Annotated in this window: 14 protein-coding genes; 10 read left to right on the top strand and 4 right to left on the bottom strand. The window is 41.9% G+C overall.

Features of this window, described 5'->3' with window-relative positions:
* Positions 1-252 precede the first annotated feature (252 nt).
* Entirely contained in the window at positions 253-723 is a 471-nt protein-coding gene (locus ABZP31_RS09915; RefSeq protein WP_248087296.1) for a YaiI/YqxD family protein, read from the top strand.
* An 8-nt stretch (positions 724-731) separates the two neighbouring features.
* Complete coding sequence (locus tag ABZP31_RS09910; RefSeq protein ID WP_005404399.1) at positions 732-1,646, top strand: EamA family transporter; 915 nt, start codon at positions 732-734, stop codon at positions 1,644-1,646.
* A 9-nt stretch (positions 1,647-1,655) separates the two neighbouring features.
* Here ABZP31_RS09910 and ABZP31_RS09905 read toward each other — a convergent pair whose 3' ends face one another.
* The gene (locus ABZP31_RS09905) at positions 1,656-2,228 is read right to left on the bottom strand and encodes a PilZ domain-containing protein (protein ID WP_005019270.1); all 573 of its coding nucleotides are present in this window, start codon (positions 2,226-2,228) and stop codon (positions 1,656-1,658) included.
* 25 nt (positions 2,229-2,253) lie between these two features.
* Here ABZP31_RS09905 and ABZP31_RS09900 point away from each other — a divergent pair, with 25 nt between their 5' ends.
* The 3 genes from ABZP31_RS09900 to ABZP31_RS09890 all read left to right on the top strand — a co-directional run bounded on the left by ABZP31_RS09900 (position 2,254) and on the right by ABZP31_RS09890 (position 6,691).
* Positions 2,254-3,489: a lipoprotein-releasing ABC transporter permease subunit gene (locus ABZP31_RS09900; RefSeq protein WP_005019271.1), complete on the top strand. Its 1,236-nt coding sequence runs from the start codon at positions 2,254-2,256 to the stop codon at positions 3,487-3,489.
* Entirely contained in the window at positions 3,482-4,165 is a 684-nt protein-coding gene (gene lolD, locus ABZP31_RS09895) for a lipoprotein-releasing ABC transporter ATP-binding protein LolD (protein ID WP_005019272.1), read from the top strand. Before ABZP31_RS09900 ends, lolD begins: the two co-directional genes overlap by 8 nt.
* Positions 4,166-4,249: 84 nt before the next feature.
* The gene (locus ABZP31_RS09890; protein WP_026443956.1) at positions 4,250-6,691 is read left to right on the top strand and encodes a DNA internalization-related competence protein ComEC/Rec2; all 2,442 of its coding nucleotides are present in this window, start codon (positions 4,250-4,252) and stop codon (positions 6,689-6,691) included.
* Here ABZP31_RS09890 and ABZP31_RS09885 read toward each other — a convergent pair.
* Positions 6,684-7,634, bottom strand: a complete 951-nt coding sequence (locus tag ABZP31_RS09885) for a lysophospholipid acyltransferase family protein (protein WP_005404401.1) — start codon at positions 7,632-7,634, stop codon at positions 6,684-6,686. The two genes, ABZP31_RS09890 and ABZP31_RS09885, sit on opposite strands and share 8 nt — an antisense overlap.
* A 129-nt stretch (positions 7,635-7,763) precedes the next feature.
* Between ABZP31_RS09885 and sppA the strand changes: the two genes are divergently transcribed.
* Both sppA and ABZP31_RS09875 read left to right on the top strand, forming a co-directional pair.
* Complete coding sequence (sppA, locus tag ABZP31_RS09880; RefSeq protein WP_005404402.1) at positions 7,764-8,780, top strand: signal peptide peptidase SppA; 1,017 nt, start codon at positions 7,764-7,766, stop codon at positions 8,778-8,780.
* Positions 8,781-8,797: 17 nt separating this feature from the next.
* Complete coding sequence (locus tag ABZP31_RS09875) at positions 8,798-9,595, top strand: alpha/beta hydrolase (RefSeq protein ID WP_005405286.1); 798 nt, start codon at positions 8,798-8,800, stop codon at positions 9,593-9,595.
* Positions 9,596-9,656: 61 nt separating this feature from the next.
* On the opposite strand, the gene purN is transcribed toward ABZP31_RS09875, so the two are convergent.
* Together purN and purM are read right to left on the bottom strand one after the other, a co-directional pair.
* A complete protein-coding gene (purN, locus tag ABZP31_RS09870; protein ID WP_005404404.1) occupies positions 9,657-10,289 on the bottom strand; it encodes a phosphoribosylglycinamide formyltransferase in 633 nt (210 codons plus the stop codon).
* Positions 10,290-10,295: 6 nt separating this feature from the next.
* On the bottom strand, positions 10,296-11,366 hold the full coding sequence (purM, locus tag ABZP31_RS09865) for a phosphoribosylformylglycinamidine cyclo-ligase (RefSeq protein WP_248133825.1): 1,071 nt from the start codon (positions 11,364-11,366) through the stop codon (positions 10,296-10,298).
* 137 nt (positions 11,367-11,503) lie between these two features.
* Here purM and cxpE point away from each other — a divergent pair, with 137 nt between their 5' ends.
* From cxpE to rbtA, 3 genes are all read left to right on the top strand, one after another.
* Positions 11,504-12,691 (top strand): chloramphenicol efflux transporter CxpE, encoded by a 1,188-nt coding sequence (gene cxpE, locus ABZP31_RS09860; RefSeq protein ID WP_005019283.1) that lies wholly within the window; start codon positions 11,504-11,506, stop codon positions 12,689-12,691.
* Positions 12,692-12,712: 21 nt separating this feature from the next.
* The gene (gene hda / locus ABZP31_RS09855; RefSeq protein WP_005019285.1) at positions 12,713-13,420 is read left to right on the top strand and encodes a DnaA regulatory inactivator Hda; all 708 of its coding nucleotides are present in this window, start codon (positions 12,713-12,715) and stop codon (positions 13,418-13,420) included.
* Between the two features lie 116 nt (positions 13,421-13,536).
* Positions 13,537-15,348 carry a rhombotarget A gene (rbtA, locus tag ABZP31_RS09850; RefSeq protein WP_248133826.1) on the top strand — a complete coding sequence of 604 codons (1,812 nt, stop codon included), beginning with the start codon at positions 13,537-13,539 and terminating at the stop codon, positions 15,346-15,348.
* Positions 15,349-15,355 lie beyond the last annotated feature (7 nt).

The following is a 15,355-nucleotide window of genomic DNA, read 5'->3' as shown; positions in this document are numbered from 1 at the left end:
CGAGGGTAACTTGTATTTTTCAAGCCCATCATTACGCTCTTTTACTTCTAAATTCAGCATTTGGAGCAAAACTAATTTATCTGAAACTAAACTGTAAATAAAGACCAGAGATCTGGTACGTTTTAATGCCTGTTAAATACTTGCAATCAGTAGGGTGAAGAATATGGCAATACAGGATAATTTATAAAGATTGTTCCTAAAAAATAACTGAACTTTGTTAAACTGAGAATCTTATACTTACGGAGTTTTCAGGTGCTGCCCTTTAAATTATGGATTGATGCGGATGCTCTACCGCGTATTTTACGTGATGTGATTATGCGGGCTTCAGATCGTTACCAGCTTGAAGTAACTTTTGTGGCAAACCAGAATGTCGGGATTACTCCATCAGTACGTATTAATTCGATTCAGGTCATGGGTGGGGCTGACCAAGCCGATCAGGAAATTGTCAACCGGATGCAAAATAATGACATTGTGGTAACACAAGATATTCCATTGGCCGCACAGGTCATCGAAAAGGGGGGTATCGCTATTCACCCTCGTGGAGAGATTTTCACTACAGCTAATATTAAAGCGCGTTTGCATTTACGGGACTTTATGGATACCTTGCGCGGAGCTGGGGTTCAGACAGGGGGCCCACCACCTATTTCAGACCGAGATAAACGTGAGTTTGCCAGTAGCCTGGATCAGACCATATTAAAGCAGAAGCGTAAGACAACCTCATGAATCAGAAGGTGCCGGTCTCTCGCGGCAATATTGTGTTTACCTACACTATTCTGGTATTCATCTGGGCTACAACTCCACTGGCAATCGTCTGGAGCGTCCATGATCTGCATGTCATGTGGGCAATGGTCATTCGTTTTTTTATAGCTTTACCACTAGCAGCTCTTTTGCTGCTCTTGCTCAGAGTAAAGCTTCCCATTCATAAAGTAGCGCTGCACAGTTATATCGCGGGTTCCTTTAGCTTGATTGGTTCGCAAATTTTTACCTATGCAGCGACAGGTTATCTCAGTTCAGGCATTATTGCATTGATGTTTGGGCTGGCACCAATTATGGCAGGTTTAATTGGCCGTTTTTTATTTAAGCAGCATTTATATAGTATGCAATGGCTTGGAATGGGGATCGCAGTAGCAGGGCTCTCGATTATTTGTCTGGGAGGAAGTACAGGCCAGCAGGTTCATCCTGTAGGCATTCTCCTGATGTTGCTGAGTGTTTTTAATTATGCTTTATCTATTTTCTGGGTAAAGAAAGTAAATGCGCAGGTTGAACCAATGGCACAGGCGACTGGTTCGATTATCGTGTCCGTGCTCGGTTGTATGCTGCTGCTTCCTTTCATCTGGCAGTATGCACCGAGACATATTCCAGATACCAAATCGTTAATGGCTTTATTCTATACGGTGATTATGGCATCTCTGGTTGCAATGTTCTGTTATTTCAAACTGGTCCAGAACATTCAGGCAACTACTCTGTCTTTAACCAACGTCATGACACCAATGTTGGCTATTCTCATTGGTTCAGTATTAAATCATGAAAAACTTACAGTCATGATTTTTGTGGGTGCTACTGTACTGTTATCAGGACTTTTTCTTTACTTTTATCGTGATATTAAGGCAAGTCGTGAACTTGCCCAGAAAATTAAAAGTAATTAAAACTTTAGTCTAGCTTGCTACACCTTGAGTAGAGTTAATACATTCAGCAAGCTTGGCACGATCTTGAGGATGCAGTGTCACAAAGTAAGCTCCTGTCCGGAAGCCTGTTTCATCCTTGGGCTTGCTATAAACCACTTGGGCAATTGTTGCTACATGAAAGAAATTATCAGGATGACTTAATGTTAAATGAATATAGCTTCCATCTTTAAGTTGTTGATTTGTATAAAAACTAATTCCACTTTCTGAAATATTAACCTGTTCAGGCACAGGTAGCATGGTCTGGACGATAGCGTCATAAAGAGACCCTGTAATCAGATTCATTTTCTGGTTAAATAAGGATAGTATTCGAGCAATTTGTTGATCTTTTTGATTTAATTGTTCTAATTCGTAGTTAATAGCATGATCAAATTGATCTAATTCTGCAAGTAGTAGAAAATAACGCGGCAATACAAAATTAGGGTCGTAAGGATCGTTAAGAGCAACATCATCAGAGATAATCTGATAATTAATCCTTAAAGCAGCATCAATGCGGGACATCACGCGACGTTCGTTCGAAGCGCCCTGATGCTGTAATGTTTCCATAATGAATTACCTCGGACTAGATGGTATGTTTAAACCAATCTCGCTGTATATAGGGTTGAGATACACTCGCGCGCGGCGTAGTAATCACTTTATTTCTTTTATTGCTTTAGTTTCCATGATCGGCCTGACCTTGGGTGTAGCAGTTCTTATTACAGTTCTGTCTGTCATGAATGGTTTTGACCGAGAATTAAAAAACCGTGTTTTGGGCATGATACCTCAGGCCACAGTTTCTTCAACCCAGATTTTAACAGATTGGCCCGAACTTGCAAAAAAAGTCGAGAGCCACGAACATGTTACTGGTGCAGCACCATTTACCCAGTTACAAGGGATGCTAACTGCACAAGGCCAAGTTGCAGGTCTGATGGTAACCGGAATAGAACCTCAATATGAAAAAAAGGTTTCTATTATTCAGGACCATATGGTTGAGGGAAGCATTGATAGCCTGAAAAAAGGTGAATTTGGTATTGTGCTGGGGAAACAGATGACAGATGCACTCGGCCTCGGGCTGAATGACAGTGTCACTTTAGTATTGCCTGAAGCCACACCTTCACCGGCAGGGGTTGTGCCTCGCTTTAAACGTTTCAAAATTGTGGGCATTTTCAGTATTGGAGCTGAAGTAGATTCCATGATGGGCTATATTGCCTTAAATGATGCTTCGACTTTGTTACGTTTGCCGGATGGTGCTCAGGGTGTACGTCTGAAGCTGGATGATATCTTCAGTGCACCTCAGGTAGCTAGCTCGATTGCCCGTGAATTACCAGGGAATTTCTATGCTTCGGACTGGACCTATACTCATGGGAACCTGTTTAGTGCCATCCAGATGGAAAAAGCGATGGTAAGCCTGCTCCTGTTTCTAATCGTTCTGGTTGCTGCATTTAATATTGTTTCTTCTCTGGTCATGGTAGTGACCGATAAAAAATCTGATATCGCTATTTTAAGAACACTAGGTGCATCACCCGCTACAATTACCCGTATATTTATGGTACAGGGAACAGTAATTGGAGTCATCGGGACAGTATCAGGCGCAATTTTAGGAATTATTTTTGCCTCAAGTATCAGCAGCTTTATTTCATGGCTGAATAATGCTTTTGGTCTGCACCTGTTTGATGCCTACTTTATTAATTATTTGCCTTCTTATCTCAGATGGCAGGATGTCGTAGTCATCGTCAGTCTGTCTCTGATTTTAAGCTTTCTGGCAACTATTTATCCGGCACTGCGTGCAGCTAAAATTCAACCTGCCGAGGCTTTACGTTATGAATAATACAGTACTTGAAGCCCGTAATATCTATAAGCATTTCACGGATGGGAAATCAACCGTAGAGGTGATTAAAGGCTTATCTTTAGAGATCAAGGCGGGTGAGTTTACATCGATTGTTGGAGCCAGTGGCTCTGGTAAAAGTACCTTACTACATGTTTTAGGGGGGCTAGACCGGCCAACTGAGGGTGAGGTGTTTCTAAATGGACAGCGCTTTGACAATTTAGGTGAAGCTGAACGTGGTTTTATGCGTAACCAGTATCTTGGGTTTGTCTACCAATTTCATCATTTACTGCCAGAGTTTACTGCTTTTGAAAATGTAGCAATGCCCCTGATGCTGCGCAAAAATACACAGTTTAAAGAAGCCAAACAGCAAGCAGAATACTTGCTGGAACGGGTCGGCCTGTCACACCGGATAACGCATAAACCAGGCGAATTATCTGGTGGTGAGCGTCAGCGTGTAGCTTTGGCGCGGGCATTGGTAACCAAACCTGCTTTAATGCTGGCTGATGAGCCGACAGGTAACTTGGACCGTAAAACTGCTGTAGGTATCTTTGAGTTATTAAGTGAACTGCGTCAGGAATTGAACATGGCAATGCTGATTGTAACTCATGATGAGCAGCTGGCCCAAGCTGCCGATTCAATTCTGCATATGCAGGATGGCTTATGGGTGAACGCGTAAGTCGGAGATAATCTGATCATTAACCTTGTTAAAGCCCATCAGTATGGGCTTTAATTATTTTAATAAGTTATAAATATAAAAATCATGTGGAAAACTATTTTATTGGCCTGGATTGCTGGAATCTCGGTCATGGGGAAAACTTTTAACTTACCTGTTTTTCTGTTACCTGGACTGATGATCTTCAGCGTAGGTTCAGGGCTATTATATTGGTATCAATATAGTAAGCTGGAGTCGCACCATCCGATTCCATGGTTATCTAGAGCAGTTTTTATTCTAGCCTTAGGCATCCTGACAGGCACATTGGGTTATCGCTACGCTGACCATGCGCTAGAACAACGTCTAGATAACAGGGAAACAGAAACAAGAAATATTGAGGCAATTGTTTATATCCGACATATTGATGAGCGTTCTGAGAAGCAGATCAGGCAAAAAGTGGAAGTACTTGACCAGAAAAAACAGCCTGTTCAATGGTGGCTCACATTTAAAAATATACCTGAGCAACCTATAAAATTTGAGTTAGGAGAATATTACCGGATTTATGGGGAAGTCATACCTGCTCATGGATATGCCATGCCGGGAGTATTTGATCAGGAAAAATGGTTTATTCAGCAGAATATCATGGCCAGTGTAAAAATCTGGAAAATAGAGAAATTGGACCATGAGGCAGTTTACCGGCTTGGTTTTAATCAATATCTGAATAATCAACAGGGTTGGATCAATGGTCTTCTATTACTGATGGAGCGGCAGCGCTATCATTTTCGTACTTTTATTCAAAATAGCACACTGAAAAATAAAGGCCTGATTTTAGCACTTCTTACAGGTGATAAAAGCTTACTTTCCTCTGAAACAGAAGAACAATTTCAGCGGCTGGGAATCAGTCACCTGCTGGCAATTTCTGGCCCACACGTATTAATTTTCGCAGCTCTGGTCAGCTGGGTATTGCAAACCCTGATACGGCTGTATGGTCCAAAACTCTATTTAAGCTTGCCTCGCCCTTATCTGCTGGTTTTTCCTTTCTGTTTTTGTGTATTACTTTACAGCGCTTTTGTCGGTTTCGAGATTCCGGCACTACGAACACTGCTCATTACTCTGCTAGGGAGTAGCCTGCTTTTATTAAGACAAAAAATCCAGGCATTAAGCTTATTGCTGGCAAGTGCCAGTTTACTATTATGGATAGATCCTTTTAGTGTTCTCTCGGCAGCTTTCTGGCTTTCTTTCGGGGCCTGTTTTATTCTGTTGCGCATTTATGAAAGTATAGATCGGCAGCCTGCCCAACCGGCTTTTAACTGGAAGCAAAGAGTTTTAACTGCTGGAAAGTTACTGATTGAATCACAAGGGAAAATTTTTATTGCTCTCTTTCCGTTAGTACTGATTTTTTTCAAACAGGTAAGCTGGATTGCGCCATTGACCAATATTCTTGTCATTCCATTATTAGGTGCTGTCGTAGTGCCGCTAGATATACTGGCTGCATGTCTTTCCTATATCATTTCTCCTTTGGGCCTGCTTTTATTTCATTGTAGCGATTTAGGCTTGAATTTAGGCTTGTGGATATTAGAAATACTGGACCATCTGTTTAATCCCCAATTACAGGGAATTGCATTTACACCGTTGCTTATTGTGAGCCTCAGTATCGGCCTGATTATTTTATATCTGCCTCGATCTGTTATTCCTAAAGCTTGGGCGCTGTTATGTTTTGTACCAGTTTTTACGAGTAGGGCACCAGACTCGGATTTTAAGTTAACCGTTTTAGATGTAGGGCAGGGCCAAGCCATTCTACTTCAGAGTAGTCAGCAAAAAATAATGTTAGATACAGGCGGTTACTATGATGAAACCAAATTCAGTATAGGCCAGCAAATTCTTGCACCATTTTTATTTTCCCAAGGGATAGCTCGCTTAGATCGGGTGCTATTAACTCATCTGGATCAGGATCATAGCGGGGCACTCTTACCATTAAGCCAAAAAATTAAAATCGATGAAGTAATAGCCAATACCCAGTTACCTGAAACATGGAATATAAAACAGTCATCACCATGCCGGGAAGGACAAAGCTGGTCTTATCAGAATTTTAAGGTCCAGGTACTATCACCTGGCTTAAATACTTACCCATCAATGGTAGAAGCCAATCCGAATGAATATTCATGTGTGTTATATGTGCAATTAAACCAGGCCCAGCCTTACCGGAATTTCTTGATTATGGGAGATGCTGGCTGGCCAACTGAATATGAACTCATGAAAAAGTATCCCGAACTTCAAGTCGACGTACTAGTATTGGGTCACCATGGCAGTAAGCACAGTTCTGCTTACAGTTTTCTAAAATATTTGCATCCTAAGCTGGCAATTGCCTCAGCAGGACAGAATAACCGTTATGGTCACCCGACCAAAGAAGTTAAGGTACGTCTAAAGGCACTTGATATTCCACTTCTTTTAACTGCCCAAACCGGTAATATTGAATTTTATCAAGAAGCTGATGAACAAATAAATTACACTCTCTATAGAGAGCAGTGGAAATGGTTAAAGATTAAGTAAGATTTTTGTTGTGCTGCCGCAGCTGATCCACTTTTTGTAGTGCTTCAGCTTTATCAAGCGTATAAATGGAGCGTAATTCTGGGTGAGCCTTAAAACGTTTATAGCTCCAGTGGTAATGTTCGGGATAGCGTGTAATCAAATCTTCGATCACATGATGAATAACTTGGGTACCTTCTACAGCGCTGCCTTCATAAATTTTCTCATCAATTGGTTCAATAAACATATTAAAGCCATCCTGTTCATTACGGATGGCGTAAAGAAGCAAAGTACTGGCCTTAGTTTTTTGAATCAGCTTGGCGCTCAGGCTGCTTGAGGCTAAGGGTACACCAAAGTATTCCACCAGATCACCACCCACATTTGGTGTATGGTCAGGCAAGATAACAGTTGTGCCTCCCTGTTTAAGCGCCTTAAAAATCTGGCGAACACCAGTTTCATCTGTAGGAACCAGATTGGCCTGCTCACGGCTGCGCGCTTCGCGGACGAACTGATCTGCATACGGGTCTTTGACCGGTTTATAGAGAATGGTCATTGATGTATATTGCGAACACCAGGAGTTCATAATCTCCCATGTGCCAAAGTGCGGAACGATCAGGACTAATCCTTTTTTGGCTGCCACCGCCTGATGAAAATAATGCTCGCCTACAATTTTATGAATTCTTGAAATATTCTTCTCTGTACTTGAGCCCCAAATACTAAAAAATTCAAAGTATGACTGTATTTCATTACGTATAGCCTGACGAATGATCTGATTACGCTTTTCGGTCAGCAGATATGGAAAAGCAATCTCCAGATTCAGATTTATTGTTTTTGAGGTATTCGACAGTTTTAAAGTATTCACCAGACCTGCAAGTATACGAGCAATAAAGCGTGATACTCGTATAGGCTGGCGACTAATGATTTTCAAAAGACGATAAGATAAAGGCTGGGAATTTGAGCTAGTCATTATTTAAATGTAGGATTCTGCTTAACAAACGTAAAAGAAAAAATATTATAAGTTAAAAAGCTTTATTTAGACAGTTTTTCATTTTCCAGTGTATATAATGAAGATATTTTACTTTTCGGATAAATATATATGTCGGATTGGCCGCCAAAACCTAATAATGAAGTTCCAAGTTCAGACAGCAGAAGCGGTAAAGAGTGGCAGATACTAGAAAAAGCTGTACTGGCTTCTGTTGAAGAACAGCGCCGTAGCCGTCGCTGGGGAATATTTTTTAAGTGTTTGACTTTTGCCTATATTCTATTGCTTTTGCTCATGATGGGTAGGGGCTGTACTACGGCAACTACCAGTGGGGCAGGTTCAAGTTCAAATGCTCATCTGGCTGTGATTGATATTATTGGTACGATTGACTCTAGTGACCGTTCCGTAAATAGTGAAGATACCAATAAAGCTTTGAAACGTGCATTTGAAGCAAAAAACAGTCAGGCAATTGTGCTCAATATCAATTCACCTGGGGGGTCACCTGTCCAGTCAGATGAGATCTGGCAGGAAATTCGCTATTACAAACAGCAGTATCCTGAGAAGAAAGTATATGCATTAATTGGTGATATGGGAGCCTCAGGCGCTTATTATATTGCTTCGGCTGCTGATGAAATCTGGGTTAATCCATCCAGTTTGGTCGGCTCAATTGGTGTGATTATGCCAAACTATGGGGTGATGGGCCTTGCGCAGAAACTGGGTGTTGAAGACCGGACATTAACTTCAGGCGACAATAAAGATATTCTGAGCATGACTAAACCAGTCAATCCTGCACAGAGGGAGCATGTACAGGCGGTCTTGGACAATGTGCATAGTCACTTTATTGCTGCTGTAAAAGAAGGTCGTGGCAAGCGCCTGAAGAGTAATGACCCTGCAATTTTTTCAGGATTATTCTGGAGCGGTGAGCAGGCAGTTAAACTGGGCGTTGCAGATCGTACCGGAAGCATAAACAGTCTTAAACGTGAGCTTAAACTGGATAATGTTCTGGATTATACAGTTCAGCGTAGCCCATTTGAATCGGTACTTGGCCGGGTAGGTTCTGAAATAGGCCAGGGCTTTAGTGAATCAGTTACCCAGCAACTTAAAATTCAGCAGGATACCAAGCTGCAATAATGAACATAAAGGGATATATGACGAAGCCATTAATACACTTTGCACATGCCAATGGCGTGCCTTCAAAAGTTTATGAAAAGTTGTTTGAACAGTTGCGTGATGAATACGACATTATTTATGTGCCTTTGATTGGCCCAGATAAACGTTATCCAATTACCAATCACTGGCCTCATCTGGTAGAGCAGATCATCGACAGCATCGTTCGGCAGGCTCATGGTCGCAAAGTTATCGGGCTTGGACATTCGCTAGGTTCAGTTCTCACGATGATGGCTTCTTATCAACGTCCCGAGTTATTTTCACAGGTCATTATGCTAGACCCGCCGTTGATTATGGGAAAAGCATCTTTTGTTTTCCATATGGCTAAATGCTTTAAACCCCAACTGGTAGATCAGATGACTCCAGCAGGGTTATCGGTGCGGCGACGTGATCATTGGGAGTCGCGCGAGCAGGCAGGCGAGTTACTTCGCACTAAAGGTTTCTATAAAGATTTTGATGCAGACTGTTTTCAGGCCTATCTGAAATATGCATTAACTGAAGATCCAGTAAGGGGTGGCGTAACTCTGACTATCCCTAAAAATGATGAAGTAGAAATCTTTAGGAAGAATCCTTCGCTCTGGTGGTTACCGATGGCAAAACCGAAAATACCAGTACATCTTGTGGTCGGAGATAAAAGTGTTTTTCTTAAACGGCGTTTTCCACACGTAGCCAAGAAAAAAATCGGTATTTCTTTTAGCATAGCCGAGGGCGGCCATATGTTCCCTTTAGAACATCCTGTTGAGGTGGGCCGATTGGTAAAACAGCTGATCCATGCATAAATGATGAGTCAATAAAAAAAGCGCCTATACTTAGGCGCTTTTTTTATTGGCATAAATTGTATTATAACTTGCAGAACTGCACTGGTTCAGTTAGTAGAGAGTTTCTATAAAGTACAGAGCCATCTTCTAAATGCTGAACGGCGCCAGTACAGATCCATTCAACCACCTGAGGGTAAACCAGGTGTTCTAACTCATGTACACGGTTTGCCAAAGTCTCAACTGTATCAGTTCTTTTAACCGAAAGTATTCCCTGCGCTAGTGCCTGACCGGCATCTAATTCAGCTGTCACATAATGAACTGTACAGCCATGATATACATCACCTGTATTAATTACACGCTGATGAGTATGCATACCTTTATAATAAGGCAACAGGGAAGGGTGAATATTCAGCATTTTCCCTTCCCAGGCTTTGACAAATTTTTCACTTAAAATCCGCATAAAGCCTGCTAGCACGACCAGATTAACTCCCCAGTCAAGCAGCTGCTGATGCATAACGTCATCAAATGCTTCCCGGCTTGGATACTGTTTATGTTCAACAAGAGCAGTCTTAATTCCTGCCTGTTTAGCACGTTCTAGAGCATAAGCATCAGGCCGGTTGGACAGTACACCAACAATTTGGCCTGATAGTTTGGCATCGATCAGGGCCTGCAAGTTAGATCCACTGCCCGAAACGAGTACAGCAATTTTAATCATATGAAATTACGCGAAGATCACACGAATTTTTTCATCTGCACCTTCAACAGATTCAGCATTGTCAACAATGTGACCCATTATCCATGCTTTTTCGCCGAGGTTATTTAGCGTGTTAACCGTTCTCTCAGCATCTGCCGCATCAACAGCCAATACCATACCTACGCCACAGTTAAATGTGCGGTACATTTCAAATTGTTCAACACCACCTTCCTTTTGAAGAAGCTTAAACAATTCTGGCCATTCCCAAGAAGATTCATTAATGACTGCTTGAGCACCATTTGGAAGTACGCGCGGTAAGTTACCCGGTAAACCGCCACCTGTGATGTGTGCCATTGCGTGCACATCAACCTGTTTGAGTAATTCAAGGATTGGCTTGACGTAAATGCGGGTAGGTTCCATTGCAGTATCTGCAAGTGGGCGACCATCAACGATTTGAGTTAAGTCAACATTTTTTACATCTAAAATTTTACGAAGCAGAGAGTAGCCATTAGAGTGCGCACCTGAAGATGCAATTCCAATCAGTACATCATCGGCTTTAACTTTAGAACCATCAATAATTTTGCTTTGCTCAACTACACCTACGCAGAAACCTGCCAAATCATAATCTTCACCTTCATACATGCCTGGCATTTCAGCAGTTTCACCACCTACTAACGCACAGCCAGCAAGTTCGCAACCTGCACCAATTCCTGTAACAACATTTGCAGCAACCTCTATGTTTAAGTGGCCTGTTGCATAATAGTCAAGGAAGAACAATGGCTCTGCACCACATACAAGAAGGTCATTTACGCACATTGCCACCAGGTCCTGACCAATCGTGTCATGACGGTTTAAATTCAGTGCTAAACGTAATTTGGTACCCACACCATCCGTGCCAGATACGAGAACAGGTTCTTCATAACCTTTAGGAATTTTACAAAGTGCACCAAAACCACCAAGTCCGCCCATCACTTCAGGACGTGAGGTGCGCTTGGCAACAGATTTGATTCGATCGACTAATGCGTCTCCCGCTTCAATGTCGACACCTGCATCTTTGTAGCTTAAACCAGTATTTGGGGTAGAAGTTGAGTTGCTCATAATGAAGTCTCCGCGTTCGCGCGGGGGATTATAACCTGAATATACGAAACTCTTATGTTATTTATGCTCTAAAATGCTATTTTACTAAAATATTTCTTTTTTCATAATGATTAGATACTTATAAAAGGCGTGTTTCCATGGTCGACCGTACCTTACGTCGTATTTTTATTCTTGCGGCGATTGCATTATTACTTTGGGTGCTTTACCTGCTAAAACCGGTAGTCATACCATTTTTAATGGCCTTTCTGATTGCTTATCTGTTTAGTCCGCTAGTGGCATGGCTCCACAAATATCATTTACCGCGCTGGCTCTCGATCAGTATTGTCTTTATTGGAATTGGTATTCTCCTGGTACTGGCAATCTGGTATGTGGTGCCTTTGGTCTGGCAGCAACTGGTTTATGCGCGTGACAGTATTCCAGCAGGTATACATTGGTTAAACGCGACCTTTTTGCCTTGGGTTTCTAATACATTTAATGTCGAGCAGATGGAAATTGATACTGAACAGATTTCTACTGTAGTCATGGATTATATTCAGACCAATTATAGTGCAGATAGCATTCAGACCATGTTGCTACGTCTGGCGCAATCCGGATTAAATTTCATCCAGATTGGCGGTACAATTGTTCTGATACCAATTATTGCTTTTTACTTTCTGCTGGACTGGGACCGGATGCTGAACAGTATGCGTCGCCTGATTCCACGGCCTTATGAAAAAAATACTATTCAGGTAGTTCATGAATGCCATAATGTATTAGGTGCCTTCGTTAAAGGGCAATTCTTGGTCATGATCCTGCTGGGAATTGTTTACGCAGTAGGTTTACAGCTGATTGGTCTTGAAGTCGGGCTGATCATTGGAATGGTTGCCGGGCTTGCCAGTATTATTCCTTATCTGGGTTTTGCCGTAGGGATTATTGCCGCAGTCATTGCGACATTGTTCCAGTTCGGTTTGGACTGGACCCAGCTAATTCTGGTTGGTGTCGTCTTTATGGTGGGTCAGGCGGTAGAAGGCTATATCCTGCAGCCTTTCCTACTCGGTGATAAGATAGGTTTATCACCTGTTGCTGTTGTATTTGCTGTGTTGGCCGGTGCACAGCTAGCTGGTTTCTTCGGTATGCTCATTGCTTTGCCAATGGCTGCAGTGATTGTAGTATTGCTTAGACATTTACGTGAATGCTATGAACACAGTACATTCTATGGTCCACCTAATCTGATGGGAGATAAAGGTACGGACAGTCTCATTATAGATGCCGAACAGGTAAATCTTGATATTGAGATTGAAAAGTCGCAAGATACTGAAAAGACAGTTCATATTGATACTAAATAACGATAGGATATGGCCAAATATATGCGTCAGCTGCAACTGGATATAGAACTTCAACTTGATGCTCGGATCAGTGACTTTTCCGGGCCAAGCTGGGGGCCTGTAGTAGATGCAGTCCGGCAGTTGCATGCTGGTCTCATGAACCGGTTTTATATTTATGGTGCAGCAGGCTCAGGTAAAAGTCATCTTCTATCTGCGATTTGCGATTCCTATATGGAGGTAGGTAAATCTGCCATTAAAGTTTCACTCCTTGAACTCTTGGATGCGCCTATTGAAGCAATTACATCACTGGAAAAATATGATCTGGTTGCACTGGATGATATCGAAGCTATAAGTGGTGTTCCACATTGGCAGCGTGCCGTTTTTCATCTTATTAATTATAATAATGAAGAGGGAGGGCAGCTGATTTTTTCCTCACGGTTTGCACCAATGGAATTGAAACTTGAACTACCTGATTTGCAGTCACGGCTGACTCAGGCGGTCAGTGTAAAAGTGCCCAACGGTAGTCTCTATGCAGATCGTCAAGCACTAGTTCATTCAGTACTAGCACGTAGGGGCGTACAGCTAGACCAACAGATTATTGATTATCTTTTATTACATGGGCCACATCAGGCAGCACGTCTTTTACAAACTTTAGAACAATTGGAAACCTTGCTCAAGGGAGAGCGAACACGGCTTTCAAATATGACTTTACGCCAGATATTTGCCTTAATTGATGAGTATGGCCAGTAAACGGAAAAATCTTGAGTAATTACTCAAGCTGTGACACAGTACAGAAAAATAATTCGATGTTGCACGGAACTGCAGCTTAAGAATAAAAAATAGAAATAAAGTATAAGGAGATGGATATGCTCAAACAGAGCATAGGCATAGCTATGTTATGCATTGCGGGGCAGGCCTATAGTGCTGACATTGTGGTAACAACAACTGAAGATATATCCTCTGCAAATGATAAACAATGCTCGCTTCGGGAAGCAATTGAATATATCAATCTGGGTTTACCTGAAGCTGGCTATAATGGATGTGGTGGGAAATCATCTACTTCTACGATTTTGCTTGAAAAAAAAGCAGTCTATAAACTCAGCAATCATATTAACATCAAGGCTGACCTGTCGATCAGAACCAGTTATACCACCGATGTTAATGATAAGGATGTACCCGGTTTAAATAACGCCACAATTCAGATGCTGGGTACTGATAATATTTTCCGCATTGATGACAGTAAAAAAACTTTAGCGACAGTCAGTCTAAGAGAAATTACTTTGCAGGGATGTGGGGCCAGTCAATGTGCCGAACAGGGAGGGCTAATTTATAATAATGAATATCTGACTTTGGAATACACCCGTTTATATAATGGATCAGCAGCCCAAGGCGGAGCAATATATAATATGGGCCAGCCAGAGGCTGAAACTGCTGCCAGTATAGTTGAAATAAAATCAAGCCTTATTGAAAACAATAAAGCTCTGGCAGGTGCTATTTTATATACCCATGCTCCTGAGTTCCGGATTTCAAATTCAGTATTTCGTGAAAATAATACAACTCAAACAGGTTCCAGTAATATTTATTCGGCCAGCCGTCTAGAAGAAAATAAGATTACTGATTTTCCTCAAGCTAGGGCTTGGGTAAATAGTAGTACTTTTTTAAAAAATCAGGGCCATATTATTAACTTGCGTGACGGGATCGGGTTAAACAATCTGACCATTGTCGGTAATCAGGCTGGTATTTTATTCGATGCACCTTTAGGTAAAGGATACTTGGCCAACAGTATCATTTTAGGAAATCCTTATCCTGGTGGTCAGCAGGCTAACTGTACTTTTGCTGAAAATGACCAAAGCATTCTACAGAACAATCTGGTTAGTCAGGAATGTGGATTAGGTGCTACCTATTATCCTAATGAATACTGGTCCGGTACACAGCTGATTGCGGGAGAGACCTTACAGGGCGCATGCAAGAGTATGTCACAGGACCCTAATAGCCTGTTATGTCCCTATAGTCAGCCTAAAGATCCATTCTTGGGATATTTTCGTCCCCGTATCCTGCTAAGTTATAACAGTCTGGCGGATTCACCTATAGTCAATAAAGGTAAAAATTCATTTAATCCTGACATCAAAATAGTGGGCTGCGAAGCTGCTGACCAGCGCAAACAGGCGCGAGATTCAAATAATATATTTTGCGATCGTGGAGCAATTGAAATTATTGTCCCAACGACAGTAAGTTTGGTGGGTGAAGATATACGGACTGGTGGTCAGGCCAAAATGTCGGTTGCCGATTTACTTGGAGATAGCGACCTGATTCCTAAAGAACAATGTAACGCAATTTTAGGCCCTCATCCATCTGGAGAAGCATGGCAGGCTGGCTGTATACAAGTTGTACAAACAGTGACTCAATCTAAGGGGTCATTAAAGCTTGATGAGGAAGGTAATCTGGTCTATACCCCGAATGGTGGCTGGCATGGAACTGATATTTTTAAGATCCGTCTGGTAACTACTTCCACGCGCTTTAACCAGAATATTCCTTATATGGAAATTAATGTACAGGTCAGACAAGAACCTGAAAACCACATGGAAAGTGACAAAATTAAAACTTCCGGTGGGGCACTCGGAATGTTCAGTTTATTTACACTTTTAGCATTAGTCGGGCTACGTCGGTATACAAAATAATTAGGGC

Source organism: Acinetobacter sp. FL, from assembly GCF_040744925.1.
GTDB classification, from domain to species: Bacteria; Pseudomonadota; Gammaproteobacteria; order Pseudomonadales; family Moraxellaceae; genus Acinetobacter; species Acinetobacter radioresistens.
The sequence above is the reverse complement of the archived record's forward strand: the minus strand, read 5'-3'. Positions and strand labels throughout refer to the sequence as shown.

Excerpts from the sequence above, each read along its gene's own strand:
- ABZP31_RS09905 (WP_005019270.1), bottom strand. The coding sequence starts at position 2,228 with ATGGAAACATTACAGCATCAGGGCGCTTCGAACGAACGTCGCGTGATG.
- ABZP31_RS09900 (WP_005019271.1), top strand. The coding sequence starts at position 2,254 with ATGTTTAAACCAATCTCGCTGTATATAGGGTTGAGATACACTCGCGCG.
- lolD (WP_005019272.1), top strand. The coding sequence starts at position 3,482 with ATGAATAATACAGTACTTGAAGCCCGTAATATCTATAAGCATTTCACG.
- ABZP31_RS09890 (WP_026443956.1), top strand. The coding sequence starts at position 4,250 with ATGTGGAAAACTATTTTATTGGCCTGGATTGCTGGAATCTCGGTCATG.
- ABZP31_RS09885 (WP_005404401.1), bottom strand. The coding sequence starts at position 7,634 with ATGACTAGCTCAAATTCCCAGCCTTTATCTTATCGTCTTTTGAAAATC.
- sppA (WP_005404402.1), top strand. The coding sequence starts at position 7,764 with ATGTCGGATTGGCCGCCAAAACCTAATAATGAAGTTCCAAGTTCAGAC.
- ABZP31_RS09875 (WP_005405286.1), top strand. The coding sequence starts at position 8,798 with ATGACGAAGCCATTAATACACTTTGCACATGCCAATGGCGTGCCTTCA.
- purN (WP_005404404.1), bottom strand. The coding sequence starts at position 10,289 with ATGATTAAAATTGCTGTACTCGTTTCGGGCAGTGGATCTAACTTGCAG.
- purM (WP_248133825.1), bottom strand. The coding sequence starts at position 11,366 with ATGAGCAACTCAACTTCTACCCCAAATACTGGTTTAAGCTACAAAGAT.
- cxpE (WP_005019283.1), top strand. The coding sequence starts at position 11,504 with ATGGTCGACCGTACCTTACGTCGTATTTTTATTCTTGCGGCGATTGCA.
- hda (WP_005019285.1), top strand. The coding sequence starts at position 12,713 with ATGCGTCAGCTGCAACTGGATATAGAACTTCAACTTGATGCTCGGATC.
- rbtA (WP_248133826.1), top strand. The coding sequence starts at position 13,537 with ATGCTCAAACAGAGCATAGGCATAGCTATGTTATGCATTGCGGGGCAG.